General features: G+C 70.4%; 25 protein-coding genes. 11 read left to right on the top strand and 14 right to left on the bottom strand.

Annotation, left to right across the window (positions count from 1 at the left end):
• Positions 1–4: 4 nt before the first annotated feature.
• Entirely contained in the window at positions 5–1,003 is a 999-nt protein-coding gene (locus tag ACIP6N_RS13385; protein ID WP_401815293.1) for an anion permease, read from the top strand.
• A gap of 124 nt (positions 1,004–1,127) precedes the next feature.
• Here ACIP6N_RS13385 and pstB read toward each other — a convergent pair whose 3' ends face one another.
• The 8 genes from pstB to mshD all read right to left on the bottom strand — a co-directional run bounded on the left by pstB (position 1,128) and on the right by mshD (position 11,045).
• On the bottom strand, positions 1,128–1,904 hold the full coding sequence (pstB, locus tag ACIP6N_RS13390) for a phosphate ABC transporter ATP-binding protein PstB (RefSeq protein WP_401815294.1): 777 nt from the start codon (positions 1,902–1,904) through the stop codon (positions 1,128–1,130).
• 54 nt (positions 1,905–1,958) lie between these two features.
• Complete coding sequence (gene pstA, locus ACIP6N_RS13395; protein WP_401815295.1) at positions 1,959–3,041, bottom strand: phosphate ABC transporter permease PstA; 1,083 nt, start codon at positions 3,039–3,041, stop codon at positions 1,959–1,961.
• Entirely contained in the window at positions 3,038–4,030 is a 993-nt protein-coding gene (gene pstC, locus ACIP6N_RS13400; protein ID WP_401815296.1) for a phosphate ABC transporter permease subunit PstC, read from the bottom strand. The genes pstA and pstC overlap by 4 nt, the downstream gene beginning before the upstream one ends.
• 146 nt (positions 4,031–4,176) lie before the next feature.
• Complete coding sequence (gene pstS / locus ACIP6N_RS13405) at positions 4,177–5,310, bottom strand: phosphate ABC transporter substrate-binding protein PstS (RefSeq protein ID WP_401815298.1); 1,134 nt, start codon at positions 5,308–5,310, stop codon at positions 4,177–4,179.
• A 568-nt stretch (positions 5,311–5,878) separates the two neighbouring features.
• The gene (locus ACIP6N_RS13410; protein WP_401816160.1) at positions 5,879–6,313 is read right to left on the bottom strand and encodes an NUDIX hydrolase; all 435 of its coding nucleotides are present in this window, start codon (positions 6,311–6,313) and stop codon (positions 5,879–5,881) included.
• A gap of 65 nt (positions 6,314–6,378) precedes the next feature.
• Positions 6,379–7,401, bottom strand: coding sequence for a CHAD domain-containing protein (locus ACIP6N_RS13415; protein ID WP_401815299.1), 1,023 nt, complete (start codon positions 7,399–7,401; stop codon positions 6,379–6,381).
• Entirely contained in the window at positions 7,388–9,616 is a 2,229-nt protein-coding gene (locus tag ACIP6N_RS13420) for an RNA degradosome polyphosphate kinase (RefSeq protein WP_401815301.1), read from the bottom strand. Before ACIP6N_RS13420 ends, ACIP6N_RS13415 begins: the two co-directional genes overlap by 14 nt.
• A gap of 508 nt (positions 9,617–10,124) precedes the next feature.
• Positions 10,125–11,045, bottom strand: a complete 921-nt coding sequence (gene mshD / locus ACIP6N_RS13425; RefSeq protein WP_401815302.1) for a mycothiol synthase — start codon at positions 11,043–11,045, stop codon at positions 10,125–10,127.
• Between the two features lie 553 nt (positions 11,046–11,598).
• On the opposite strand from mshD, the gene ACIP6N_RS13430 reads away from it, so the two are divergent.
• The 3 genes from ACIP6N_RS13430 to ACIP6N_RS13440 all read left to right on the top strand — a co-directional run bounded on the left by ACIP6N_RS13430 (position 11,599) and on the right by ACIP6N_RS13440 (position 14,941).
• Positions 11,599–13,422, top strand: coding sequence for a bifunctional metallophosphatase/5'-nucleotidase (locus tag ACIP6N_RS13430; RefSeq protein WP_401815303.1), 1,824 nt, complete (start codon positions 11,599–11,601; stop codon positions 13,420–13,422).
• A 239-nt stretch (positions 13,423–13,661) separates the two neighbouring features.
• Positions 13,662–14,609 (top strand): phosphatidylinositol-specific phospholipase C, encoded by a 948-nt coding sequence (locus ACIP6N_RS13435; protein WP_401815304.1) that lies wholly within the window; start codon positions 13,662–13,664, stop codon positions 14,607–14,609.
• Positions 14,610–14,710: 101 nt separating this feature from the next.
• Positions 14,711–14,941 (top strand): hypothetical protein, encoded by a 231-nt coding sequence (locus ACIP6N_RS13440; protein WP_401815305.1) that lies wholly within the window; start codon positions 14,711–14,713, stop codon positions 14,939–14,941.
• A gap of 28 nt (positions 14,942–14,969) precedes the next feature.
• Here the strand turns inward: ACIP6N_RS13440 and ACIP6N_RS13445 are convergent, their stop codons facing one another.
• The 6 genes from ACIP6N_RS13445 to ACIP6N_RS13470 form a co-directional block, all read right to left on the bottom strand.
• Entirely contained in the window at positions 14,970–16,385 is a 1,416-nt protein-coding gene (locus ACIP6N_RS13445) for a sensor histidine kinase (RefSeq protein ID WP_401815306.1), read from the bottom strand.
• Positions 16,382–17,146 (bottom strand): response regulator transcription factor, encoded by a 765-nt coding sequence (locus ACIP6N_RS13450; protein WP_401815308.1) that lies wholly within the window; start codon positions 17,144–17,146, stop codon positions 16,382–16,384. The genes ACIP6N_RS13445 and ACIP6N_RS13450 overlap by 4 nt, the downstream gene beginning before the upstream one ends.
• Positions 17,147–17,203: 57 nt before the next feature.
• The gene (locus tag ACIP6N_RS13455) at positions 17,204–17,356 is read right to left on the bottom strand and encodes a hypothetical protein (RefSeq protein ID WP_401815310.1); all 153 of its coding nucleotides are present in this window, start codon (positions 17,354–17,356) and stop codon (positions 17,204–17,206) included.
• A 24-nt stretch (positions 17,357–17,380) separates the two neighbouring features.
• On the bottom strand, positions 17,381–18,418 hold the full coding sequence (locus ACIP6N_RS13460) for a S1C family serine protease (protein ID WP_401815311.1): 1,038 nt from the start codon (positions 18,416–18,418) through the stop codon (positions 17,381–17,383).
• A gap of 616 nt (positions 18,419–19,034) precedes the next feature.
• On the bottom strand, positions 19,035–20,081 hold the full coding sequence (locus ACIP6N_RS13465) for a LacI family DNA-binding transcriptional regulator (RefSeq protein ID WP_401815313.1): 1,047 nt from the start codon (positions 20,079–20,081) through the stop codon (positions 19,035–19,037).
• A gap of 24 nt (positions 20,082–20,105) precedes the next feature.
• Positions 20,106–20,915 carry a response regulator transcription factor gene (locus ACIP6N_RS13470; RefSeq protein WP_401815315.1) on the bottom strand — a complete coding sequence of 270 codons (810 nt, stop codon included), beginning with the start codon at positions 20,913–20,915 and terminating at the stop codon, positions 20,106–20,108.
• Positions 20,916–21,122: 207 nt separating this feature from the next.
• Between ACIP6N_RS13470 and ACIP6N_RS13475 the strand changes: the two genes are divergently transcribed.
• The 7 genes from ACIP6N_RS13475 (at position 21,123) to ACIP6N_RS13505 (ending at position 26,660) form a co-directional block, all read left to right on the top strand.
• Positions 21,123–21,950, top strand: a complete 828-nt coding sequence (locus tag ACIP6N_RS13475) for an alpha/beta hydrolase (protein WP_401815317.1) — start codon at positions 21,123–21,125, stop codon at positions 21,948–21,950.
• A gap of 67 nt (positions 21,951–22,017) precedes the next feature.
• Positions 22,018–22,272, top strand: coding sequence for a MoaD/ThiS family protein (locus ACIP6N_RS13480; protein WP_401815319.1), 255 nt, complete (start codon positions 22,018–22,020; stop codon positions 22,270–22,272).
• Positions 22,273–22,282: 10 nt separating this feature from the next.
• Positions 22,283–23,668 carry a hypothetical protein gene (locus ACIP6N_RS13485; protein WP_401815320.1) on the top strand — a complete coding sequence of 462 codons (1,386 nt, stop codon included), beginning with the start codon at positions 22,283–22,285 and terminating at the stop codon, positions 23,666–23,668.
• Positions 23,669–23,748: 80 nt separating this feature from the next.
• On the top strand, positions 23,749–24,501 hold the full coding sequence (locus tag ACIP6N_RS13490) for a DUF2993 domain-containing protein (RefSeq protein WP_401815322.1): 753 nt from the start codon (positions 23,749–23,751) through the stop codon (positions 24,499–24,501).
• 467 nt (positions 24,502–24,968) lie between these two features.
• Positions 24,969–25,808 (top strand): sulfurtransferase, encoded by an 840-nt coding sequence (locus ACIP6N_RS13495; RefSeq protein WP_401815324.1) that lies wholly within the window; start codon positions 24,969–24,971, stop codon positions 25,806–25,808.
• Between the two features lie 71 nt (positions 25,809–25,879).
• Complete coding sequence (locus ACIP6N_RS13500; protein WP_028439550.1) at positions 25,880–26,167, top strand: DUF1416 domain-containing protein; 288 nt, start codon at positions 25,880–25,882, stop codon at positions 26,165–26,167.
• A gap of 208 nt (positions 26,168–26,375) precedes the next feature.
• On the top strand, positions 26,376–26,660 hold the full coding sequence (locus ACIP6N_RS13505) for a DUF3099 domain-containing protein (RefSeq protein ID WP_401815326.1): 285 nt from the start codon (positions 26,376–26,378) through the stop codon (positions 26,658–26,660).
• The last annotated feature ends 19 nt before the right edge of the window (positions 26,661–26,679 follow it).

The following is a 26,679-nucleotide window of genomic DNA, read 5'->3' on the forward strand; positions in this document are numbered from 1 at the left end:
CCTCGTGGACACCTTCGCACTGATCGTGACCATCGCGGTCGCGCTCGGTTTCACGTACACCAACGGCTTTCACGACTCCGCGAACGCCATCGCGACATCGGTGTCAACACGGGCGCTGACCCCCAGGGCCGCTCTCGCGATGGCCGCGGTGATGAACCTCGCGGGCGCCTTCCTCGGGCAGGGGGTCGCGGAGACAGTCAGCAAGGGACTCATCGCGACGCCGACGGGGTCGCGGGGGATGACCATCCTCTTCGCCGCGCTGGTGGGTGCCATCGTCTGGAACCTCGTCACCTGGTACTTCGGGCTGCCGTCGTCGTCCTCGCACGCGCTGTTCGGCGGGATGGTGGGCGCCGCGCTCGCGGGCGGTACGCATGTGATCTGGAGCGGGGTGCTGGAGAAGGTCGTCCTCCCGATGTTCCTGTCCCCCATAGTCGGCCTGGTCGTCGGGTACCTGGTGATGGTCGCGATCATGTGGCTGTTCCGCAGGTCCAACCCGCACAAGGCCAAGCGCGGTTTCCGGCTCGCCCAGACCGTCTCGGCGGCCGGCATGGCGCTCGGGCACGGACTCCAGGACGCGCAGAAGACCATGGGTGTGGTGGTGATGGCCCTGGTCATCGCCGATGTCGAAACGTCCAACGACCCGATCCCGGTCTGGGTGAAGATCGTCTGCGCGCTGATACTGTCCCTGGGCACGTACGCGGGCGGCTGGCGCATCATGCGGACGCTGGGCCGGAAGATCATCGAGCTGGACCCGCCGCAGGGATTCGCGGCGGAGACGACCGGCGCGGCGATCCTCTACGGCACCTCGTACATCTTCCAGGCCCCGGTCTCCACCACGCACGTCATCACCTCGGCGATCATGGGTGTCGGCGCGACGAAGCGGGTCAGCGCGGTGCGCTGGGGCATCGCCAAGAACATCATTCTCGGCTGGTTCATCACGATGCCGGCCGCCGGGCTGGTGGCCGCGGTGAGCTTCTGGATCGTGCAGCTCTTCTTCGGCTGACGCGTGCTCCGCGCCTGAACCGGAACGTAAATGGGCCCGCCCCCTGGGAGAGGGGGCGGGCCCTTTCGTCCTGCGGTGGCACCGCCATGCAGCACCGCAGGACGGCTCAGTGATCCCCGGTCGCTTATCCGAAGCGGCCGGAGATGTAGTCCTCTGTCGCCTGGACCGACGGGTTGGCGAAGATGCGCTCGGTCTCGTCGATCTCGATCAGCTTGCCGGGCTGGCCGACGGCCGCCAGGTTGAAGAAGGCAGTGCGGTCCGAGACGCGCGCGGCCTGCTGCATGTTGTGCGTGACGATGACGATCGTGAACCGTTCCTTCAGCTCGCCGATCAGGTCCTCGATCGCGAGCGTGGAGATCGGGTCGAGCGCGGAGCACGGCTCGTCCATCAGCAGGACGTCCGGCTCGACCGCGATCGCGCGGGCGATGCACAGACGCTGCTGCTGGCCGCCGGAGAGGCCGGAGCCCGGCTTGTTCAGGCGGTCCTTGACCTCGTTCCAGAGGTTCGCGCCCTTGAGGGACTTCTCGACGATCTCGGTCAGTTCCTTCTTGCCGTACCTGCCGTTGAGGCGCAGGCCGGCCGCGACGTTGTCGAAGATCGACATGGTCGGGAACGGGTTGGGACGCTGGAAGACCATGCCGACCGTACGGCGTACGGCGACCGGGTCGACGTTCGAGCCGTACAGGTTCTCGTCGTCCAGGAGGACCTTGCCCTCGACGCGGCCGCCGGGGGTGACCTCGTGCATCCGGTTGAGGGTGCGCAGGAACGTGGACTTACCGCAGCCGGACGGACCGATGAAGGCCGTCACGGAGCGGGGCTCCACGGTCATCGAGATGTCGTCGATCGCGAGGTGGGATCCGTAGTAGGCGGAGAGCCCGCTGACGTCTATTCGCTTGGCCATGTGAATTCACTGCTTCTTTCGTGGCCCCGCGCCGCGGAGCCGGATATCGCGGCCTCAGCGGCCGGTCTTCGGGGCCTTCCAGCGGGCGATGCCGCGGGCGACGAGGTTGAGGATCATGACGAAGGCGATCAGCACCAGGGCAGCGGCCCAGGCGCGGTCGATCGATGCCGTCTCGCCGATCTTGTACTGCTCGTAGATGTAGAAGGGGAGCGACGACTGAGCACCATCGAAGGGATTCGAGTTGATCAGCTGACTGCCGAAGACCAGAAGGATGATCGGAGCGGTCTCGCCCGCGATACGCGCGATGGCGAGCATCACGCCGGTGGTGATTCCGCCGATCGCGGTCGGCAGGACGACCTTGAGGATCACGCGCCACTTCGGTACGCCCAGGGCGAGCGCGGCTTCGCGCAACTCGTTCGGGACGAGCTTGAGCATCTCCTCGGTCGAGCGGACCACGACCGGGACCATCAGGATCGTCAGGGCGAGCGAGCCCATCAGGCCGGACGGCTCGATCTTGCCGATCAGCATGATCGAGAGGATGAACAGACCCGCGACGATGGACGGGATGCCCGTCATGACGTCGACGAAGAAGGTCACGGCCCTGGCCAGTGAGCCCTTGCCGTACTCCACCAGATAGACCGCGGTGAGCAGGCCGATCGGGGCGGCGATGACGGTGGCGATGGCGACCTGCTCCAGCGTGCCGAGCAGCGCGTGGTAGACACCGCCGCCCTGCTCGGAGCCGAGGACACCGGCCATGGAGTGGGACAGGAAGTACGGGCTGAAGTCCGCCACACCACGGCTGATCGTGGTGTACAGCAGCGAGAACAGCGGGATGACGGCGAGGATGAAGCACACCCAGACGACGCTGGTGGCGAGGCGGTCCTTCGCCTGGCGCTTGTTCTCGACCACCGTGGTGGTGACGTACGAGAGCACGAGGAAGGCCACGACGGCGATCAGGCCCCACTGGACCTTGCTCGTCAGTCCGGCGGCGGCGCCGATGGCCACGCCCAGGGCGATCGCGACGACGGCGAAGCCGGCCGGAGCCCAGCGCGGGAGACTGCGGGCGCCGAGGCTGCCGTTGCGGTGGGGCGACGGCGGGACCGGGGCCGGCGTTTCCGGTATGACTGCGTGGCTCATGCGTTGGCTCCCGAGTACTCCTTGCGGCGCGCGATGATCAGGCGTGCCGCACCGTTCACCAGCAGAGTGAGGATGAAGAGTACGAGGCCGGAGGCGATCAGGGCGTCACGCCCGAGTTCGTTGGCCTCGTCGAAGTTCGCCGCGATGTTCTGGGCGAACGTGCCGCCACCCGGGTTGAGCAGATGGAACGACATCAGGTAGTTCGGCGAGAGCACCGTGGCGACGGCCATCGTCTCGCCGAGCGCGCGGCCGAGGCCCAGCATCGACGCGGAGATGACACCGGAGCGTCCGAACGGCAGGACGGACAGCCGGATGACTTCCCAGCGGGTGGCGCCCAGCGCGAGGGCGGCCTCTTCGTTCATCCGCGGGACCTGGAGGAAGACCTCACGGCTGACGCTGGTCACGATCGGCAGGATCATGATCGCCAGCAGGATGCCGACGGTGAGCATGTTGCGGGCCACACCGGGCTGCGTCTGGTCGAAGACGTACGTCCACGCGAAGTAGTGGTCGAGCCACAGGTTCAGGCCGTCGAGATAGGGCACAAGAACGAGCGCGCCCCAGATGCCGTAGATGATGCTGGGCACGGCGGCCAGCAGGTCCACGACGTAGGCGAGCGGAGTGGCCACCTTGCGGGGCGCGTAGTGCGAGATGAACAGCGCGATGCCGACAGCGATCGGGACCGCGATGACCATCGCGATGATCGAGCTGACGACCGTACCGACCAGGAGGACCGCGATGCCGAAGACCGGCGGCTTCCCGGACGGGTTCCAGTCGAACGTGGTGAGGAAGTTGCCCTCGTCCGCCGAGATCGCGACGACCGAGCGGTACGTGAGGAACACGGCGATCGCGGCCATGACGACGAGCAGCAGAATGCCCGAGCCGCGGGAGAGGCCGAGGAAGACTTTGTCGCCCGCGCGGCCCGTCGAACTGCTGGACGGGCGCTGGGCAGGTGGGGCGGGTGGGGTTTCTATCGGTGTGGTGGAAGCCATCATCTTTCCGGTCTGTGGTTGGGGAACTGCTGCTCCCCTGGCGGCGGTGCACCGGATGGACGGACGACGGCCGGCCCGGACCTCGTGGTCAGGACCGGCCGTTGTCACTTCATTCCTTCAGCGAAGGCGGCGAGGATCGGACCGGATTAGGAAAGACCGGCGATCGTCTCGCGGACCTTGGCGTTGATCTCGGCCGGGATCGGCGCGTAACCGGCGGCGGTGAGCTTCTTCTGGCCCTCATCGCCGGCGGTGTAGTTCAGGTAGGACTTGACCGTGTCGAGCGTCTCGGCCTTGTTGCCCTTGTCGCAGACGATCTCGTACGTCACCAGGACGAGCGGGTAGGCGCCGTCGGCCTTGGTGGTGTAGTCGAGGGAGAGCGACAGGTCCTTGCCGGTGCCGACGACCTTCGCGGCCGCGATGGCCTTGGAGGCGTTCTCAGCGGTGGCCTCGACCGGGGCGCTGGCGCCCGTGTCGACCTTGACCGTGTTGATCTGCTGCGAGGTGGCGTACGAGAGCTCGAAGTAACCGATCGAGCCGTCGACCTGCTTCACCTGCTGGGCAACGCTGGAGGAACCGGAGGCAGCCTGGCCGCCCGGGGCCGGCCACTTCTTCTCGGGCTCGTACGTCCAGTCGGACTTGGCCGTCGCGGCGAGGTACTTGCCGAGGTTCTGCGTGGTGCCCGACTCGTCCGAGCGGTGGAACGCCTGGATCGGCTTGTTCGGGAGCTTCGCGTCGGGGTTGAGCTTGGCGATCGCCGCGTCGTTCCAGTTCTTGATCTTCGAGTTGAAGATCTTCGCGATCGTCGGAGCGTCCAGGACGAGGCTGTCGACGCCCTCGACGTGGTAACCGACCGCGATCGGGCCGCCGACCATCGGCAGGTCGATGCCCTGGCCGCCGGTGCAGACCTTCTTGGACTCGGCGACCTCTTCGGGCTTCAGCGGCGAGTCCGAGCCGGCGAAGGCGACGGTGCCCGCGTTGAAGGCGACGATGCCCTCACCGGAGGAGGAGGCCTTGTAGTTGATCTCGACGCCGGAGCAGGCGGCCATGTAGTCCTTGGCCCACACGTCCTGAGCGTTCTTCTGGGCGCTCGAACCGGACGCGCGCAGCTGGCCCTTGGCGCCGTCACAGGCGATGGAGGAAGCGGCCGCAGGCTTCGAGGAAGAGTCGGACTGCTCTCCGCTGTTGTTGTCCGAGCCGCACGCCGTGAGAACCAGGGCGCCGGAGACGGCGAGGGCACCGAGCGCGGTGGCGCGCAGCCCGTTCTTGCGCAGAAGCTTCACTTCGGGTGTTTCCTTCCAAGAGCCGCCGGCTGCTTGGGTTCGCGGGCGGCGTGCGTCGGGGTGATTGGTGGTGAGCTGTCTGCTCTCCACCGTGTAGGACCGAAATTAGGCAGACCAGGTGAAGGCGCCGACGGAGAAAGGTGAACGGAAAGTGAACCGTGATGGGCGGACTGGTGCTTGTATTTTTTGAGGCTCGGTTCGCCTCCGGGGCGCTCTGTGCCGGCGCGCCCCTTCGGCTCACTCGCAGGGCGGCTAGGGGCGGGCCGGGGGCGAGGTGTCTTGGCAACAGCGCGCCCTGGTGAGTGAGTCCAGGGGGCGTGCCGTTGCCGGGAGGGGGCGTGTGTGGAGGTTCGTGACGGATGAACGCACCGAGCACGTTCAGTCGTCCGCAGCGCCACACAATGCCCCGGACGACTCGGCGCGGGCCGCCTCACGTCCCCTGGCGAGTGAGCCGAAGGGGCGCGCCGCTGCCGAAAGGGAGAGCGCGCGGAGGCCGTGAGGAACGAACGAACCGAGCACGGTCGGCTGTCGGCAGTGGCACAAGGCGCCCCGGAGGCGAACGGAGCCCCTAAGAAAGGGTGGGCAGGTTTTCCAGGAGGGTGTCTATCAGGGCGCGGTCGCGGGCCTGGGTGAGGCGGGCCCTCGCGCCTTCGGGGGAGAGCCAGAGGACGCGGTCGACCTCGTCGTTCGCGCTGAACTCGCCGCCGGTGGCTTCCGCGGCCCAGTACGTGACCTGCTTCGGGCGGGCCTGGGCCTGGTAGTGGATGGTGCCCAGGTGCGCGCCCGGCGCGCAGTGGTGGCCCGTCTCCTCCAGGACCTCGCGCAGGGCGGCGGTCAGGGTTTCCTCGCCGCGCTTGAGCTTGCCCTTGGGGTGGGACCAGTCGTCGTACTTGGGGCGGTGGACCAAGCAGATCTCGGTGCCGCCGTCGCCGTGCGGTGAGCGGCGCCACAGGACGCAGCCCGCCGCGAGCACCAGGTCGTCGCGCCGGTGCGTGCCTGCCATGTCCTGATCCCCGTCTTTTTCCACGGCGTGCTGGTTCTCGCCGCTCGTCACGTGCTGATTCTCGCTCATGGCGCGACCACCGCCGTCCGCTGCCACACCTGCTGGAACGCGAAGCGGGCCGCCTCGACTTCCAGGCGCTGGTCGGCGTGCAGCACGCCGAGGGCGTACGCCGTCGCGGGGGCGATGCGCGGGGTGCGGGCCGCGTTCGCGGCGGCGGCGGAGGCCTCTGCCGCGTCGCGGTGGTGGTCCAGGGTCTGACCGGCGGCGGTCAGTACGGGGTCGGGGACGCCTCCGGCGCACCAGACCTCCTGGCCGTAGCGGTGCAGGCGCAGCAGTTGGCGTACGTGGTGCCACGGCGCGTCCTGCGCCTCACCGTCCGCCGGGGTGGCCAGGCCGTGCACCAGCGCCTCCGCGTTGTACGGGTGCGCGGCGAGTTCCAGCGGCAGCCGGGAGACGGCGTCGAGCAGTTGCCCTTCGGTGGCCTCGACGGGCTGCGCGAGGACCTCGACGGCGGGCGCGGCGGTCATCGGTGAGAGCGGCACGTCGGAGGCCAGGACGGCCACGGCGTCCGCGACCGCGTGGAAGCGGGAGGAGCCGAGCGCCTGGAGCGCCGCCGAGTGCGAGCGCGTCCGCTGGAGCGTGAGCTGACGCTCCAGCAGCGCGCCGGCGCGCGACGCCCCGACGGTGAGGGTGCTGGGCGGCTGCGTGGCCGCCGGGGTTCCCGCACGGGCGGCGGGTACGGCGGCGGTGCTCGCGCCCGACAGCCGGGCCAGCGCCGTGACGAGGCGGTGCAGCCGGGCCGTACAGGCGTGTTCCTGCGCGAGGGTGCCGGACAGCCAGGCCAGTTCCGTACGCAGGTCGTCGGCCCACGCGGGGTCGAGCAGCGGACGGTACGTGTGCAGGCTGCCGCCGATTCTTCGGGCGGAGCCGCGCAGGGCACGGGCGGCCTGTTCCGCCGCCGCCGTGTCCGAGCCGCACTCGCTGTACTGCCGCAGACTGCGCAGGAAATCCCCGGCCCGGGCGTGCAGGTATCCGGCCAGGACCTCGCCCGCGGTCAGCCGTTCGGTGTCGACTTCATGGTGCTGCACGCCGGCGCCTCCGGGCGTCTATGAGCATTTCCTGAACGTGCCGCAGCGGCTGGCCCTCCGGGTCCGTGGCATGCCTGGTCCAGTTGCCGTCCGGGCCCAGGTGCCAGGAGGAGGTGCTGTCGGACATGCCGGTTTCCAGCAGCCGGGTGATCGAGGCGCGGTGGGCCGGGTCGATGACCCGTACCAGCGCTTCGATGCGGCGGTCGAGATTGCGGTGCATCATGTCGGCGCTGCCCAGCCACACCTCGGGCTCGCCACCGTTGCCGAACGCGAATATCCGGGAGTGTTCCAGGAACCGGCCGAGGATCGAGCGGACCCGGATGTTCTCCGAGAGCCCCGGGACGCCGGGGCGCAGGGCGCAGATGCCGCGCACCCAGATGTCGACGGGCACCCCGGCCTGCGCGGCCCGGTAGCAGGCGTCGATGACGGCTTCGTCCACCATCGAGTTGACCTTGATGCGGACGTACGCGGGCCGGCCCGAGCGGTGGTGGGCGGCTTCCTTGTTGATGCGGGTGACGAGCCCGTCGCGCAGGGACTTCGGCGCGACCAGCAGCCTGCGGTAGGTCTCGCGGCGCGAGTAGCCGGAGAGCCTGTTGAACAGGTCGGACAGGTCGGCGCCGACCTGCGGGTCGGCGGTGAGCAGGCCGAGGTCTTCGTAGAGCCGTGCCGTCTTGGGGTGGTAGTTGCCGGTGCCGACGTGGCTGTAGCGGCGCAGGTTCTCGCCCTCCTGGCGTACCACCAGGGAGAGCTTGCAGTGCGTCTTGAGCCCGACGAGCCCGTACACCACATGGCAGCCGGCCTCTTCGAGCTTCCTGGCCCATTTGATGTTGGCCTGCTCGTCGAAGCGTGCCTTGATCTCGACGAGGACGAGGACCTGCTTGCCGGACTCCGCCGCGTCGATCAGCGCGTCGACTATGGGGGAGTCGCCGGAGGTCCGGTAGAGCGTCTGCTTGATGGCCAGGACGTCCGGGTCGGCCGCCGCCTGCTCGAGGAAGGCCTGGACGGACGTCGAGAACGAGTCGTACGGGTGGTGCAGCAGGACGTCGCGCTCGCGCAGGGCCGCGAAGATGTCCGGCGCGGAGGCGGACTCCACCTCGGCGAGGTCGCGGTGCGTGCCCGCGATGAACGCGGGGAACTTCAGCTCGGGCCGGTCCAGCGAGGCGATCCCGAAGAGCGCCGTGAGATCCAGCGGTCCGGGCAGCGGGTAGACCTCCGCGTCGGAGATCTTCAGCTCGCGGACCAGCAGGTCGAGGACGTACGGGTCGATGGACTCCTCGACCTCCAGGCGCACCGGCGGCCCGAAGCGGCGCCGCATGAGTTCCTTCTCCAGGGCCTTGAGGAGGTTTTCCGCGTCGTCCTCCTCGACCTCCAGGTCCTCGTTGCGCGTCACCCGGAACATGTGGTGCGCCAGCACCTCCATCCCGGGGAACAGCTCCTCCAGGTGCGCGGCGATCACGTCTTCGAGGGGGACGAAGCGGTGCGCCGACGCCTCCAGGAAGCGGGACAGCAGCGGCGGCACCTTGACCCGCGCGAAGTGGCGGTGGCCGCTGACCGGGTTGCGTACGACCACGGCCAGGTTGAGCGAGAGCCCGGAGATGTACGGGAAGGGGTGGGCCGGGTCGACGGCCAGGGGGGTCAGGACCGGGAAGATCTGCTGGCGGAAGAGCGTGAAGAGGCGCGCCTGCTCCTTTTCGGTCAGCTCGGGCCAGCGGATGATGTGGATGCCCTCGTCCGCGAGGGACGGCGCGATGTCCTGCTGGTAGCAGGCGGCGTGCCGGGCCATGAGTTCGCGCGAGCGGGTCCAGATCAGGTCGAGGACTTCGCGGGGCTGGAGGCCGGACGCGGAGCGGGTGGCGACCCCGGTCGCGATGCGGCGCTTGAGTCCGGCGACCCTGACCATGAAGAACTCGTCGAGGTTGGACGCGAAGATGGCGAGGAAGTTAGCCCGTTCGAGGAGCGGGGTGGCCGGATCCTCGGCCAGTTCGAGGACGCGTTCGTTGAACGCCAGCCAGCTGCGTTCGCGGTCGAGGAACCGTCCCTGGGGCAGTTCTGTGCCGTCGGGACCGGTGCCGCCCTCGTAGGAGTCGAGGTCGGTGTCGAGATCGGGTTCGAGATCGGAGGCGTGCCCGGAGACCGTATGTGGCCGGTGGGCGGCTATGAAACCGACGGACGGCTGCGGATGCTGGACCGGGACCTCGGCGGGCTGCTGGCTCATATCCCTATTCTTCCGCGCTGAGGGCAAGACAGGCGCGTCGGAGAGAGCGGGGGTGAGGTGGCGGATCATGCCGTTCGGAGCGGGGGGCACAGCGGGCTGCATTGGGAGAGAGTCCCAAGGGCGTCTGAATGGTCGGTAACGGTGAGATGACGTGAAGGGAAGCGCGGCAGGGCCCCCCGGGGCCGCGAAGCCCCGGAGCGCCTGCTGAGGGTGGCGGGAATCGTCCCCGCGCGCCGGAGTCACCGCCGGTCACAGGCCTGAGCGCCGGGTGAACGGGCGTACGCCGGCGGCCGACGGCCCCGAATTCGCGCCACGGACGGCCGGGCGGGCGGCCGGGCGGGCGTACGCCGGCGCCGCGCGGCCCGGATTCCGCGCTCCGGATCGCGGCCCCGGGGCCCGCTTCCCCGGCCGTCCGGACTTCCGCCGGGTGGGCCCGCTTCCCCGCCCGTCCGGGATGTCCGCCGGGGCGGGCCTGCTTCCCGTCCGTCCCGGGATCTCGCTGCCCGGGTCAGTGCTCCGTGCGGTACATCAGGTCCACTTCGTGCGTGCTGAAGCCCAGCCGCTCGTAGACCGACACGGCGGCCGTGTTGTCGGCGTCCACATAGAGCGACGCGGTCGGCAGGCCCTCGGCCGCCAGATGGCGCAGGCCGATCGCGGTGAGCGCCTTGCCGAGGCCGCCGCCCTGCGCGTCGGGACTGATGCCGACGACGTACACCTCGCCCAGCTGCTCGGCGGCGTGCACCTTCGTCCAGTGGAAGCCGATCAGTTCGCCGTCGCGTTCCGCGAGGAAGAAGCCCTTGGCGTCGAACCACGGCTCGGCCTTGCGGTCGTCCAGGTCCCGCTGGGTCAGCGCGCCCTGCTCCGGGTGGTGGGCGAAGGCGGCGGAGTTGACGGCGAGCCAGGCGGCGTCGTCCTGGCCGGGCACGAAGGTACGGATGGTGACGCCGGCCGGCAGCACCGGCTCGGGGATGTTCAGCGGGTTCAACGGGCGGCGCAGCTGGCGCAGTTCACGGAACAGCGTCAGGCCGAGGACCTGCGCCAGATGCCGGGCCGCCGACTTTCCGCCGTGCGCCCAGGCGCGCAGCCGCTTCCCGGACGCGGCCATCAGCGCGTTGCCCAGCGCGCGGCCGTGTCCCCGGCCGCGCCGCTCGGGGTGGACGACCAACTCGGCGGCGGGTGCCTCGACGGGGTCGGTGTCCTCCAGCTGCCCGTACCCGACCAGTTCGTCGCCGGCCGTGACGAGGAAGTGCCGTACACCCGCGCGGTGTCCGCCACGCAACTGGAGCCGGCCCTGTTCCGACACGGCCTGCACACCGTCGGATTCCGCCGCCAGGGCGAGCAGGCCGAGGACGTCCTCCGCCTGTTCGGGGGTGAGCGCGTCAAGGGTCAGGATCTGTCGGCCGGGCTCGTGGGCTGCTGCGTCAGTCATGGGGTCGAGGGTACGGCGACCCCGGCCCGAGAAGCCGGAACCGCCCTGGTCCCGGCCTCGCGCGTGGGCGGCGGACGAAGGAAGCGCGGCGGACGCGGGACGTTCGGCGGCCCCGGGGAACCGGCGGGCGAGGGGAGCGCGGCCGGCCCGGGAGGGGAGCGCGGCCGGCCCGGGACACGCGGCGGAGCCCGGTGGGAGTGGACGTTCGGCGGTACCCGGGAGGCGCGGCGGAGCCCGGGGAGTCCGGCGGGGGCGGGATGTTCGGCGGCCCGGGGAGCTGGTGGGCGAGGGGAGCGCGGCCGGCCCGGGAGGGGGAGCGCGGCCGGCCCGGGAAGTCCGGCGGGGCGGGGGACGTTCGGGGCATTGCCGTGATGGCAACCAGGTCGTAACCCGCCATCTCTGTCGCGCTACGCGCGTGGACTCTAGGCTGCGCACGGGAATCCTCATGCGCTCTCACGGGCCCGCAGGACCGTACGACTCTTCGCGATCAGGCTCCACGATCGCCTTCTCGCGATCATGTCTCCACCATCACGCCGCACTTACAAGGGGAACGATGTCAGCGACACCGCAGAAGAACCGGGCCGCCGGGCGGGTGCTCGCCGCGGCTGCCGGGCTGGTCACCGCAGGCGCGCTGATCGCCGCGATGCCGGCCGCCTCGGCCCATGACCGCGGTCATGGCCACGGCAAGGGGCACGGTCACCAGGCGCCGAGCACCGTCGACGTGCAGCTGCTGTCCTTCAACGACCTGCACGGGAACCTGGAGCCGCCGGCCGGCTCCGCGGGCACCGTGACGCGGACGAAGGCCGACGGCACGACGGAGGCGGTCCCGGCCGGTGGTGTCGAGTACCTGGCGACCTCGCTGCGCACCGCGCGCAAGGGCCACCCGTACTCCGTCACCGCCGCGGGCGGCGACATGGTGGGCGCGAGTCCGCTGCTGTCCGGGCTCTTCCACGACGAGCCGACCATCGAGGCGCTCAACAAGATAGATCTCGATGTGACGTCCGTGGGCAACCACGAGTTCGACGAGGGCGCCACCGAGCTGGCGCGTCTTCAGAACGGCGGCTGCCACCCGACGGACGGCTGTTACGAGAAGGGCAAGAAGTTCCCGGGCGCCGACTTCCCTTACCTCGCGGCGAATGTGACGTCGGAGAAGACCGGCAAGCCGATCCTCAAGCCGTACACCGTCTGGAAGAAGGGCGGCGTCAAGATCGGCTTCATCGGGGTGACGCTGGAGGGCACACCGGACGTCGTCACGGCCGAGGGCGTCAAGGGGCTCAAGTTCCACGACGAGATCGAGACGGTCAACAAGTACGCCAAGGAACTCGACAAGCAGGGCGTCAAGTCGATCGTCGCGCTGATCCACGAGGGCGGCCTGCCCGCCTCGGGCTCGTACGACTACGACTGCGACAGCCCGAGTGCGGGCGCCGGGATCTCCGGGCCGATCGTGGACATCGCCAAGGGCATCTCGCCGAAGGTCGACGCGCTGGTGACCGGACACACGCACAACGCGTACGTCTGCACGATCCCCGACCCGTCGGGCAAGCCGCGCATGGTCACGTCGGCGTCGTCGTTCGGCAAGCTCTACACCGACACCACGCTGACGTACGACCGCAAGACCAACGACATCGTCCGTACGGGCGTGAAGTCGGCCAACCACATCGTCAGCCGCGAGCAGACGAAGGCCAAGGACATGACCGACCTGATCGCCCGCTGGAACAAGGTGGCGGCGCCGATCGCGAACACCCCGCAGGGCTTCATCTCGGCGGACATCAACGGCCGCGGCACGGACACGCCCGAGCTGCCTCTCGGTGACGTGATCGCGGACGCGCAGCTGGCGGGGATGGCTCCGGCGGACAAGGGCGGTGCGCAGGTCGCCTTCATGAACCCGGGCGGGATCAGGGCGGACCTGGTGTACGCGGCCTCCGGCAGTGAGGGCGACGGCGTGGTGACGTACGGCGAGTCGTTCACGGTCCAGCCGTTCACGAACATGATGAACGCGGTGGACCTGACGGGCACCCAGCTGGTCACGGCACTCCAGCAGCAGGTCAGCGGGGCGAACGAGGCGTCGCCGAAGATCCTCCAGATCTCGAAGAACCTCCACTACACGCTGGACATGACCAAGTCGGGCGCCGACCGCGTGGTGAAGGACTCGATCCGGCTCGACGGCGAGGCGATCGACCCGGCGAAGACGTACCGCGTCGCGATGAACGAGTTCCTGGCCGGTGGCGGCGACGGCTTCGCCGCTCTGGGCGAGGGCGCGAACAAGCTGGTGGGCGCATCGGACCTGGACATGTTCAACGCCTACCTGGCAGCGAACTCCAGCGCGGACGCGCCGCTCGCGCCGCCGGCCGCCGACCGGATCACGGTCGTCAAGTAGCGGTAGCGGTAGCAGTGGCGGGCGCCAACGAGCCGTAACGCGCGGCGAGTTGCCGCACGGGCAGGCACGGAGCGCGTGCGTGGCGCGGAGAGCGCGCAGGCGTTCAGGGGCGGTGGGCGGATGCTCACCGCCCTTCCGCATGTCGGTGGCCGTTTGTTCTTCCTCTTGTGACGTGTACCGGTCATAATTCGGTGGCTGTTCCTCCACATCCCCCACACGGCCCACGGAGGCCCCCCGACATGGACATTCGCACCAGCGCAGGCCCCGGCTCAGCCCCGGACGCCGGAGCGGGCAGGCTCGGCCGCAGAGGTTTCCTCGCCGGCGCTCTTGCCGTCTCCGCCACCGCGCTCGTCGGCGCGGGAGCCGTCCCGGCCCTCGCGGCCTCGCCCGCCGCGCCCCCGAGCACGCTCGCCGTCTCGGACTGGATGGGCGGCCTCGGCGACGGGACGGCCCTCAACCAGCTGACCATCCCCGGCACGCACGACTCCGGCGCGACCGTCGGCGGGCTCTACGTGGCCTGCCAGGAGACCGGCATCGCCGAGCAGTTGAACAGCGGCATCCGCTTCCTCGACGTCCGCTGCCGGGCGTTCGAGAACGCCTTCCCGATCCACCACGAGGCCTTCTACCAGAACCTCAACTTCGACGATGTGCTGGGCGCCTGCCGGGACTTCCTCCAGGCCCACCCCTCGGAGACCGTCCTGATGCGGGTCAAGCAGGAGTACTCCACGGAGAGCGACGCCGAATTCCGGCGGATCTTCGACACCTACCTGGACGACAAGGGCTGGCGCTCGCTCTTCTGGCTCGACTCGGCCCTGCCGGCGCTCGGTGAGGCGCGCGGACGCGTTGTCCTGCTCGCCGACAACGCGGGTCTGCCCGGGGTGCGTTACGGCGACGGGAACCTCTTCGACATCCAGGACGACTACCAGGCGCTGCCGGACGCCAAGTACCCGCAGATCGAGGACCAGTTCCGCGAGGCTTCCGGACAGCCGGGCAAGGTGTTCATCAACTACGTGTCCACGGCCGCGTACCTGCCGCCCCGCTGGAACTCCGACAACCTCAACCCGAGGGTCCACGCGTTCATCGACGGATCCGAGGCGAGCGGCTGGCGCGGGCTCGGGATCGTACCGCTGGACTTCCCCACCACCCGGCCGGGACTGGTCGAGTCGCTGATCGCGCACAACGGCTGACCCCGCACCACGGCTGACACCAGCGCGGCGCCGGCGTGTGACCGCCGGCGCCGCCGCAGAGCGTACGGCGCGCCGGACGGCAGTCGGCGCAGGTGAACCTCGTGGACGCGGTCGCGGAGCACCCGTGGCTGCTGGAGAAGGCCGGAGTCGACCCCGCGCTGATCCAGGCGCTCCCGCACCTGAGGCTGCCCGAGCGGTCCGACCGGCTCGCGCTCTCCTTCACGCTCCCGAAGCCCCCCGGCGATCTCCGGCTCCAGCACATCACTGTGGAGCGCGAGGGAATCCGGGTGGAGCCGGCGGGCCCCGGAATCCCCCTCGGCGGCACGGACTGACCGGGAGACCGCGGGACGCCCGGCCCCGTCAGGTGCGCGGCGGCTCGTCCGGCGGTGGCTTCGCCGCTCCCGGGATCCGGATGGCCGCGACCGTTCCGCCGCCCGCCGCCGGGCGCAGCGCGATCTCGCCGCCCGCGTGCTGGACCGTACGGGCCACGATCGACAGGCCGAGTCCCGAGCCCGGCAGCGCGCGGGCGCTCGGCGAGCGCCAGAACCGTTCGAAGACGTGCGGCAGGTCCTCGGCGGGGATGCCGGGGCCGTGGTCCCGTACGGTCAGCTCACCACTGCGGCCGAGCGCCACCTCCACCGAGCCGCCGGCCGGGCTGAACTTCACCGCGTTGTCCAGCACGTTGACCAGCGCGCGCTCCAGGGCGGCCGGCTCGGCCCGTACGTACCAGGGGTTCAGCCGCGCGTCGATGGTCAGATCGGGGCCGCGCAGCCGCGCGCGCTCCAGCGCGCTCTCCACGATGTCGTGCAGCGCGACGACCTGGAGCGGTCCCGGACCCGGGGCGTCCGGGCGTGACAGCTCCTGGAGGTCCCCGATGAGCGCGGCCAGTTCGGTCATCTGCGCCTTGACGGACGCCATCAGCGCCTTGCGGTCGTCGGGCGGGATCGCGCGGCCCGTCTCCTCGCTGCGGGCGAGCAGTTCGACGTTCGTACGGAGCGAGGTGAGCGGGGTGCGCAGCTCGTGCCCGGCGTCGGCGATCAGCTGCGACTGCCGGTCCCTGGACGAGGCGAGCGCGGCGGTCATCGCGTTGAACGAGCGGGAGAGCCGAGCGATCTCGTCCTCGCCCTCGACCGGGATGCGGACCGTGAGGTCTTCGGTGGCCGCGACGTGCTCGACCGTACGGGTCAGTCCGTTCACCGGCCGCAGCCCGGTCCTCGCGACCCACAGCCCGGCCGCGCCCGCGCCGACCACACCGAGCCCCGCGACGGCGGCGAGCAGCAGCGCGAGGCGGTTCAGCGAGGTGTCGATCTCGCTGAGCGGGCGCGAGACGGAGACGGTGAAGACACCGAGCCCGCGGAAGGAGACCTGCGAGGTGTTGACGCGTACCTCGGCGCCGTCGTCGGTGGTGCTCGAATGCAGGGAGGAGCTGTGCGTGGGGGTGCGCGCGATCGCCACGTCCGCGGGCTGCACCTTGACGGGCTGCGAGTCGGGCGCGACGCAGCGGGCGCCCGAGGGCAGGACCACCTGGACGTAGGCGAAACCGGGCTTGCTGGACGGAGGCGGGGCGTCGCAGTTGTTCAGCGCGTCCTGCACAGAGCCCGGCGAGGCCGTGGTCCGTTCCAGGGAGGTGTCGAGTTCGCTCTCCAGCTGGGCGCGCGTCAGCAGCCAGCAGGTGATGGCCGCCGCCGCCACCGCGATCGCGACCGCCGACGCGACCAGCAACGCCAGCCTCGACCGCAGCGAGAGCGTACGGTCCTTGCCCGCGGGCCAGCTCACTCCGCGCTCCCGGGGGCGCCTCCGGAGACGTTCCCGGACGTGCCCCCGGGGGCGCGCAGCGCGTATCCCACGCCCCGCACCGTGTGGACCAGGCGCGGTTCGCCGCCGCTCTCGGTCTTCCTGCGCAGGTACATCACGTACACGTCGAGGGAGTTGGAGCTGGGCTCGAAGTCGAAGCCCCACACCGCCTTGAGGATCTGCTCACGGGTCAGCACCTGTCTGGGGTGCGCGAGGAACATCTCCAGCAGCGTGAACTCGGTACGGGTCAGCTCCACACGCCGGTTGCCGCGCATGACCTCGCGGGTCGCCAGATCCATCCGCAGGTCGGCGAAGGTGAGCACGTCGCTCTCCGGGACACCGCCCGCTTCGCTCGCGTACGAGCTGCGCCGCAGCAGTGCGCGGATCCGGGCGAACAGCTCGTCCAGCTCGAACGGCTTGACCAGGTAGTCGTCGGCGCCCGCGTCGAGACCGGTCACGCGGTCGCCGACCGTGTCGCGGGCGGTCAGCATCAGGATCGGCACCTTCGAACCACCGGCCCGCAGCCGGCGCGCGGCGGTCAGGCCGTCCATCCTCGGCATCTGGATGTCGAGCACGATCAGATCCGGTGCGTACGCCTCGGCCTTGGTGAGGGCGTCGACGCCGTCGGCCGCGACCTCCGTCCCGTATCCGTCGAAGGCGAGACTCCGCTGAAGCGCCTCGCGCACGGCGGGTTCGTCGTCGACGATCAGGATCCGCTGGGAATCGCCCTCGGCGGCACTCATGTCGGTTCTTCCTCGTCAGCTCGGCGGCAGCGGGTGGGTGGTACGTACGGCGCGCTATCAGCGTCGCACGGCGGCGGCGCGGCGCGTCACAGGACGCCGCTCGCGCCCGGGCGCCGCGCAGGAGCGGGCCAGTTCACGGGCGAGCGCGAGCGGCAGTGCCAGGTCGGCCGGTCCCACGGGAAGCGTGACGTCGATTTCAGTGCGGGCCATACGGTGTCTCCGGTGCTGAGAGGGTCAGTTGCCGCCGCCGGCGCGCAGGGCGCCGAGATCGGCCTTGACGGTGTTGACGGGGATGGCGAAGCCCAGCCCGACACTGCCCGCCGGGGCGCTGTCCGCGCCCGCGCTGCTGCCTGAACCGGCCGAGTAGATAGCGGAGTTGATCCCGATGACCTGACCGGCCATATTGAGCAGGGCGCCACCGGAGTTGCCCGGGTTGAGCGAGGCGTCGGTCTGGATCGCCTTGTACGTGGTGGTCGATTCGCCGGTGTCACCGTTGAACTGCTGCCCGCCGAACCGGAACGGCCAGCTGTCCCCGACCCCGCCCTGCTGCTCCTGGCTCTGGTTCTGGCCCTGTTCCTTGGCGACGGTGACATCGCGGTCGAGCGCCGAGACGATACCGCTGGTGACCGTGCCGCTCAGACCCTCGGGGGACCCGATCGCCACCACCTCGTCACCGACTCTCAACTGGGAGGAGTCGCCGAACGAGGCGGTCTTGAGGCCGCTCGCACCTTTCAGCTTGATGAGCGCGAGGTCCTTGCCCGGGTCGGCGCCCACGACCTGCGCGGTGTACGTCCTGCCGGTACTGAGCCGGACGCTCACCGCCGAAGCCCCGGCGATGACATGGTTGTTGGTGACGACCTCACCGCCGGACGTGATGATCACGCCCGCCCCGGTCGCCTTCCCGCTGTCGGAGGTCGCGTTGATCTCGACGATGGCGGGCGACACGGCGGCGGCGACCCCGGTGACCGTGCCCCTGCTGCTCGCGGCGACCGGCGCACCGCTGACGCCCGGACCTCCCGTGCCGCCACCACCGTTGCCGGCCAGCTGCTCCACCAGCGAGGCGGCACCGCCACCGACGACCGCCGCCGCGAGGGCCACGGCCACGAGCAGAGCCGCCGGCCGACCGGCCCGGCGCGCGTGGCCCTCCGGCGGCTGGACGGGCGCGTACGCGGGCGACTGCGGGTAGGCAGCCGGGTCGAACCACCCGTACGGCTGCTGGGGCTGCTGCTGACCGTTGCTCTCGGCGCCGCCGTGGCGGTGGAAGTTCGTCATGTCACTGACTGTCGGGGCCCGAGATGAGAACAGACTGAAGAGCCCCTGAGAAGCCCGACAGAACCACGTATGCCCGATATAAAGAGCGCCCACTCATGCGCCCGGAGTGACCGGCGGTCCGCTGGTGGCAGGGGCGGTGGAGTGGCGGAAACCCTGCCGGACCCGCACCGGAGGGCCCATGCTGCACAGCGCACCCTCGACGCGCAACATCCGGCCCGGGCCCACGCCCCGGCGAGCGGCGGCGTGGGCCCGGGCGAAGGCCGGCACCCCGATCACCCCAGCGACCGGCGGTCCGCGGGTGGAAGGGGGCCGTGGAGGGGTGGTGTCCAGAACGTAAAGCGTGACTTTGCGGCGTAGAAACGACCGGCCCGGTGTCCGCTACGCCTTCACACGCCGTAAATCATGCAGTGGCGGACACTTCCCCTGCGCGGAACCCGGCACCGACCGCACCCAAGTCACACCAGCCCACGGCGGCCCGCAACGGACGGCGCAACCGCAACGCGCAACAAACCACGCGACCCCCGCCGGACGGCGAAACCGCGCCGGACAGCGACCGCAACGCGCAACAAACCACGCGACCCCCGCCGGACGGCGCCCCCGCCGGACAGCGACCGGCTTACGTAGCGACGGCTTCCGCCACCGGCTCGCACCCGCACGAGCGCCGCACGATCAGCGCCGACGGGAACTGCTTCACGCGCTCCCGCCGCGACCCCGCCACCCGCAGCCCGTCGTCCAGCACCAGGTCCACCGCCGCCCGCGCCATCGCCGGGCGGTCCGATGAGACCGTCGTCAGCGGCGGGTCGGTGAGCCCCGCCTCCTTGACGTTGTCGAAGCCGGCCACCGCCAGCTCGCCCGGCACGTCGAGCCGCAGCTCGCGCGCGGCGCGCAGCACGCCGAACGCCTGGTCGTCGGTGGCGCAGAAGATCGCCGGCGGTCTGTCGGGACCGGCGAGGAGTTTCAGGGCGACGAGATACGCGTCGTACCGGTTGTACGGGGCCTGGAACAGGCGGCCCTCCAGCGGCTTGCCCGCCTCCAGCATCGCCCGCCGCCAGCCCTCCACATGGTCCGTCACCGGGTCGCCGACGGAGGGCGTGGACTCGACGCCGCCGAGGCAGGCGACGTACGGGTGGCCGTGCTCCAGGAGGTGACGGGTCGCCAGCTGCGCGCCGCCGATGTCGTCCGTGACGACCGCGACGTCGTCGATCGCCTCGGGGCGCTCGTGCAGCAGGACGACCCGCGCCTCCCACGCCTCGATCTCGGCGGCCGCGCGCTGGCTCGGGCCCTGGCTGACCAGGATCAGTCCGGAGACCCGCATGCCCAAGAAGGCCCGCAGATAGTGGACTTCACGCTCGTCGCGGTAGTCGGAGTTGCCGACCAGGACCATTTTCCCGCGCTCGGCCGCGGCCTGTTCGACCGCGTGCGCCATCTCCGCGAAGAAGGGCTGCCGGGCGTCGGGGACGATCATCCCTATGAGGTCGGTACGTCGTGAGGCCATCGCCTGTGCGACCCGGTCGGGCCGGTAGCCCAACTCCTTGATCGCGGCGAGTACCCGCTCGCGCGTGGCCGGGGCGACCGGCCGCGGTCCGTTGTTGATGACATAGCTGACGACCGCGGTCGAAGTCCCCGCCAGTCTTGCCACATCGTCCCGCGTCACCTTGGCCACGCGCGGCAGTCTACGCGTGGTGACCTACCGCTTGGCAGGCTGTACCGCGGCTTCCTTCCCGGCGTCCCGCTCACTGCTCCCGGACCCGCCGTGCGCGGCGAGTTGGCCCTCTTCGGGCCGTTCGCGGCGCGGTGCTTCAGCGGTCCGTTCCGTCCGCTCGCTCTTCTCCGGGGCGACGAAGCGGTAACCGACGTTCCTGACCGTCCCGATCAGCGATTCGTGCTCGGGGCCGAGCTTGGCCCGCAGCCGCCGGACGTGGACGTCGACCGTCCGCGTACCGCCGAAGTAGTCGTAGCCCCAGACCTCCTGGAGCAGTTGGGCGCGGGTGAAGACCCGGCCCGGGTGCTGCGCCAGGTACTTGATCAGCTCGAATTCCTTGAAGGTCAGGTCCAGGACCCGCCCCTTGAGCTTCGCGCTGTACGTCGCCTCGTCCACCGACAGGTCGCCGTTGCGGATCTCCATCGGGGAGTCGTCGGCCGAGATCTGCCGGCGTCCCATGGCCAGCCGCAGCCGGGCCTCGACCTCGGCGGGCCCCGCCGTGTCGAGCAGGACGTCGTCGATGCCCCAGTCCGCGGTGACGGCGGCGAGTCCGCCCTCCGTCACGACGAGGATCAGCGGGCAGCCGGGTCCCGTGGACCTGAGCAGCTGGCAGAGCGACCGGACCTGCGGCAGGTCGCGGCGGCCGTCGATCAGAATGGCGTCGGCACCAGGCGTGTCGACGAGAGCGGGCCCCTCGGCGGGGGCGACCCGCACGTGGTGAAGAAGCAGTCCGAGTGCGGGGAGCACCTCCGTCGACGGCTGGAGGGCGTTGGTCAGGAGCAGCAGAGAACTCATCGCCGCTCACCTGCCTGAGCCGGACTGTGGTCGTACGCGGTTCGCTTGCCCATTACGTCGGTTCCTCCTCGGTCCCTGCGAGGACGTATGCGGCACTGCTGGTAACACTGGTTACTGCTGTTCATCTGTCTGTAACAACGATCGGGAAACACAAAAGGACCCGGGGGCTGCGTTGCCCGGATCCTCGTACCCAGCAGAATAACCCACATGTCTGCCACTTCAGAGGGTCAAGACCGCAGATCACCTGTTCTCTCCCTCGCGCCGGGGGCCGTACGCGGGGCGCTCAGGACGGCTGACGGAGTGCTCATCGAGGCGGTGTACGAGCCGTGTACAGCGGATTTCGGGAGGGATTCGGCGGCGGGGCGCGGAACCGCGATCGTGGTCGCCCACGGCTTCTCCGGGTCAGTCGAACGGCCCGCCGTACGCCGTGCGGCGCAGGTGTTCCTACGCCGTGCGGCCGTGGTCACCTTCTCCTTCCGCGGGCACGGCCGTTCCGGTGGGCGTTCCACGGTCGGGGACCGCGAGGTGCTCGATCTGGCGGCGGTGGTGGAGTGGGCGCGTTCGTTCGGACATGAACGTGTCGTGACGGTCGGGTTCTCGATGGGCGGATCCGTCGTGCTGCGGCACGCGGCGCTGCACAAGGAGCGGCCCGGGTCGCGGACCGACGCGGTGGTGGCGGTGAGCGCGCCGGCCCGCTGGTACTACCGGGGGACGGCTCCGATGCGCCGTCTGCACTGGATCGTGACGCGCCCTGTGGGGCGGCTCGTCGGCCGGTACGGGTTCCGCACCCGCATCCACAGCCGGGACTGGGACCCGGTACCGCTGTCCCCGGTGGAGTCGGTCCCGCTGATCGCGCCGACACCGCTGCTCGTCGTGCACGGCGACCGTGACGCGTACTTCCCGCTCGACCACCCGCGCATGCTGGCGGCCGCGGGACCGGCGGAGCTGTGGCTCGAACCGGGCATGGGTCACGCGGAGAACGCGGCGGACGAGGCGCTGCTGGCCCGGATCGGGGACTGGCTGGCCGCCCGCTGACGACCGCCCGGCGGTGGGGAGGCGCCGGGCGTCGGCCATCATGGTGAGCTGACGAAGGGAGTCCGCGATGGCAGCGGGCACGATCCGGTACTGGGCCGCGGCCAAAGCCGCGGCGGGGATCGCGGAGGAGCCGTACGCCGCGGACAGCCTGGCCGAAGCGCTCGACGCGGCACGGGAGAGACACCCCGGCGAATTCGTCCGGGTGCTCCGGAGATGTTCGTTCCTCATCGACGGGGATCCCGTGGGAGGCCGCCGTCATGAGACCGTACGGCTTGCCGAGGGCGGCACGGTCGAGGTGCTCCCGCCGTTCGCAGGAGGGTGAACCGCAGAACATGAGCGACGACGAACAGCAGTATCCGTACGGGGAACAGGGCCAGAGCCAGGGGCAGGGCCAGTACGGCGACCCGGCCTGGCGCGAGGCACAGGGCTCGGGGCAGCCGCACTTCCCGGGCCAGGGGCAGGGTCAGGGTCACGAGGAGCCCCGGTCCGCCCAGACGTGGGAGGGCCAGACCTGGGACACCCAGTACCAGCCGCAGGTCCAGCCGGGACAGCACGCCCAGCAGGTCCAGCCGGGGCTGCACACTCAGCAGACCCAGCAGGGGCAGTACGTCCAGCAGGCCGCGCCGAGCCCGTACGCGCCGGAACAGCAGTACTCCCAGGCGCCGGCCCCGCAGGCCCCCCAGGCTCCCCAGGCGCAGGCGTCGTACCAGCCGCGCCACGCGCAGCCGCCGAGACACGCGGCCCCCGCCCCCGAGGCCGTTCCCGCCGCCGAGACCGCGTACCTGCCGAGGCAGACCGCCTACCCGCTGCCTCCGGAGGCGCCCGGCGCCGGTGCCCAGGGACCCGCGCAGGGATCCGCGGAGGCGTACGCGGCGCAGGCACCGGCTCCCGCGCAGGCACAGCCCGGCGGTGCCCCCGCGTCCGCCGGATTCGGCGCGCCCACGGTCATGGGCAACGCCCGCGTCACCGACGCCCAGCGCGCCCGCGCCGAGGGCCGGTCGCCGATCATCCCGCCCGGCATCCAGCCCGCGGGGCTCACCGCCGTGCTCGGTCTGCTGCTGGCCGGCGGCGCCGCGCTCGGCCCGTACGCGCTGCTCGTCCCGCTCGTCCTGCTCCAGGCGGTCACGGCCGCCGGCTGGTTCCGGCTGAACGGCATGTGGCCCGCCAGGCAGGGCATCGCGCTCGCCTTCATGGGCGGTCTCGCCGCCGATGCCGCGCTGCTCGTCGCGGGCAAGGAGAACGCCCCCGCCGCGATCATGGGCACGCTCGGCGTCTGGGTGCTGCTCACGGTCGTCCTGCAGCTGCGCAGCCGCGCGGGCGCCGACGAGCGGATGCAGGGCCTGATGGCCACCGTCGCCTCCGCCGCGCTCGCGATCCTCGCCACCGGCGTACTGGCGGCCGTGTCCGACGCGGTGGTCGTGGGCGCGATCGCGGTCGCCGCCGCGACCGTCGCCCGCGCGCTGCCGCTGCCGGGTCCCGTCTCCGTCGTGGTGGCGCTGCTGGTCGCGGCCGGTGCGGGCGTCCTGGCGGGCGGGTTCACCGATCTGGGCACCCAGGGCGCGCTGCTGGGCGCGGGCGCCGGGGTGTGCGCGCTGGTGGGCCTGCGGGCGGCGAGCTACGACTACCCGTCGCGCTTCGTGCACATGACCGCGGGCGTCGCTCTGCCCCTCACGGCCGCGGCGCCGGCGATCTACCTTCTGGGCCGGGCCCTGGTCTGAGCACCTTTCCGTAACCGGGCCGGGTTAGGCTCACGGTCCTTCAGGGGGCTGAATACAACCAGGGTGGGGGACACCGAGTAATGCGAGCACTGCGAATACTGCTGGTTCTTGTGATCGTCTTCGGCGGGCTGCTGGTGGCCGCCGACCGTTTTGCGGTGCGTTTCGCCCAGGGCAAGGTGGCGGACAAGGTCCAGGAGAGTCAGGGGCTGGATTCCAAGCCCGACGTGTCCATCAAGGGCTTCCCGTTCCTGACTCAGGTTGTGGGCTCCTCGCTGGACGAGGTCGACATCAACGTCGGCGGCCTGACCGCCACGGCGGGCGGCCACTCGGTCAAGGTGACCGAGGTGCGGGCGGTGCTCAAGGACGTCGCGATCGACAGCAGTTTCTCCTCTGCCACGGCGGGGGAGGCGAGCGGTTCGGCGCGCCTCTCCTACACGGATCTCGGCCAGGCCGCGCCGAAGGGCGCGACCATCGGCTACGCGGGGCCCGAGCGCGCGGCCAAGGGGCAGGTGAAGGTGTCCGGCGCGATGACCGATGTGCTGAAGGGTGCCGACATCCCGGTCCCGGGACCCGTCGAGGCGCTGTTGAAGGGGCTGGATCTCACCGCGTACTGCACGGTGTCGCTGAAGGGCGGCGACACCATCCTGTTCCGCACGGTCGACATCGCGGACCTGCCGGTGCCCGGTCTGGACGACCAGGTGAAGGGTCTGATCGACGAGTACGCCCTGAAGATCGACCGGATGCCGGCGACGATCAAGCTCGACCGGGTCGCCGCCACACCGGACGGACTTCAGTTCTCGGGCAAGGGCACGAACGTTCCGCTCACCGGCTGAGGGCCGCGGCGGCCGTATGGTGAGACTCCGGCGTCCGCTCCGCAGATGGCGGACGGACGGCGGAGGCCGGCACGCGGGCAGTGGGCGACTGCGGGTGGTCGAAGGGTGGCCGATGAGTGGCCGACCCGGCGGACGCGGGCGGCCGTGATTCGTACGCGTCATGGATTCGTCCCGCATGGTGGACGATCCCGTCTCATCATTCGACACGGCGGTGACATTGCCGCCGTGACGTCCCTACGATCGGACCCATGAAGCAACAGGCGGACTTCACGAAGCGGCGGGCAGTGGACCTGTGCCGCGTCGCCGCCATGCTCTGTCGCACTTTCTGAGCGGGTTTCCACCTTCCCGCGTTTCCCCCGGGCCCTTCGACCTCGTCAGGGCCACCCGTGCCGTAGCCGGTCTCCGCGCCTCTGTGCCCGCAGACCCACCGCACCATCTCGCCGCACACCGCCCCGGAGGAGAAAAGCATGAGCCGCAGCGACGTTCTCGTAGACGCAGACTGGGTCGAGGCCCACATCGACGACCCGAAGGTCGTGATCGTCGAGGTCGACGAAGACACCTCGGCGTACGACAAGAACCACATCAAGAACGCGGTGAAGATCGACTGGAAGTCCGACCTCCAGGACCCGGTCCGCCGTGACTTCGTCGACCAGGAGGGCTTCGAGAAGCTCCTGTCGGCCAAGGGCATCGGCAACGACGACACCGTCATCCTCTACGGCGGCAACAACAACTGGTTCGCGTCCTACGCGTACTGGTACTTCAAGCTGTACGGGCACGACTCGGTCAAGCTCCTCGACGGCGGCCGCAAGAAGTGGGAGCTGGACTCCCGCGACCTGGTCGACGCCGTCCCGTCGCGCGCCGCCACGACGTACAAGGCCAAGGCCCAGGACACCTCGATCCGCGCCTTCCGTGACGACGCGGTCGCCGCGATCGGCACGAAGAACCTCGTCGACGTGCGCTCGCCCGACGAGTTCAGCGGCAAGCTGCTCGCCCCGGCGCACCTCCCGCAGGAGCAGTCGCAGCGTCCGGGGCACATCCCGTCCGCGCGCAACATCCCGTGGTCGAAGAACGCGAACGACGACGGCACCTTCCGCTCGGACGACGAGCTGAAGGAGCTGTACGCCGAGGAGCAGGTCGACCTGTCGAAGGACACCGTCGCCTACTGCCGCATCGGTGAGCGTTCCGCGCTCACCTGGTTCGTGCTGCACGAGCTGCTGGGCGTTCCGAACGTCAAGAACTACGACGGTTCGTGGACCGAGTACGGCTCGCTCGTCGGTGTCCCGATCGAGCTGGGCGCCAACAAGTAGTCCGTACGCGACTACGCCAGTACGTCCGTACGCAGTAAGCCACGACCGCCCGACCCGGAGGACTGAACAGTATGTGTGGAGCACAGGCCGGCGGCCCCGACGCCTCGACGATCAAGCCCGGTGAGACCACGATCCAGGGCTCTGTGACCCGCGACGGCGAGCCCGTCACCGGTTACGTACGCCTGCTGGACTCGACCGGTGAGTTCACGGCGGAGGTGCCGACCTCGGCCACCGGCCAGTTCCGCTTCTATGCTGCCGAGGGCACGTGGACGGTGCGTGCGCTCGTACCCGGTGGTACGGCGGACCGTACGGTCGTGGCGCAGACCGGTGGCCTCTCCGAGGTCGCGATCGCGGTCTGAGCACCACCGCGCCAATTTTCACCGCACCAAGATCCGCCGAACCACTCGCGCGACCGTGTCATCGGGCACCATGATGTGTGACCGGCCGAAGGGCCGTGCCCCAGGGGGTTGGACGCTCTCACTGGACGGGGTACGGCCCTTCGTGCCGTCTGCGGCGGGGACATTCCGCGACCGGGCCGGGCGGGCCGTCCGGTCGTAGGCTGGAGTCATGTACACGCGGCGCCGTCGCGGCTACTTCGTACTCATGGGCGGATGTCTGGTCCTCTTCATCTCCGCCTGGGCCTTCGTGCGCATCTGGTCGATCCCGGCGGCCATCGGCATGTGCGCCGTGGCGATGGTCATCCCGCCGGTCGCGGCGATCGTCGGCAACGCACGCGGCAGGGACGACCGCTGGTGGGACGAGCGGTCGGACGACGAGCAGCCCGGTGATCGGGACGAACCGCCGCGGCACAGCCCGTGGGACGACGAGGACGACACGCACCGCCGTCAGTGACCGGAGCAGCCGGTGTCAC

It is taken from the genome of Streptomyces sp. NPDC088725, assembly GCF_044751305.1.
GTDB lineage: Bacteria > Actinomycetota > Actinomycetes > Streptomycetales > Streptomycetaceae > Streptomyces.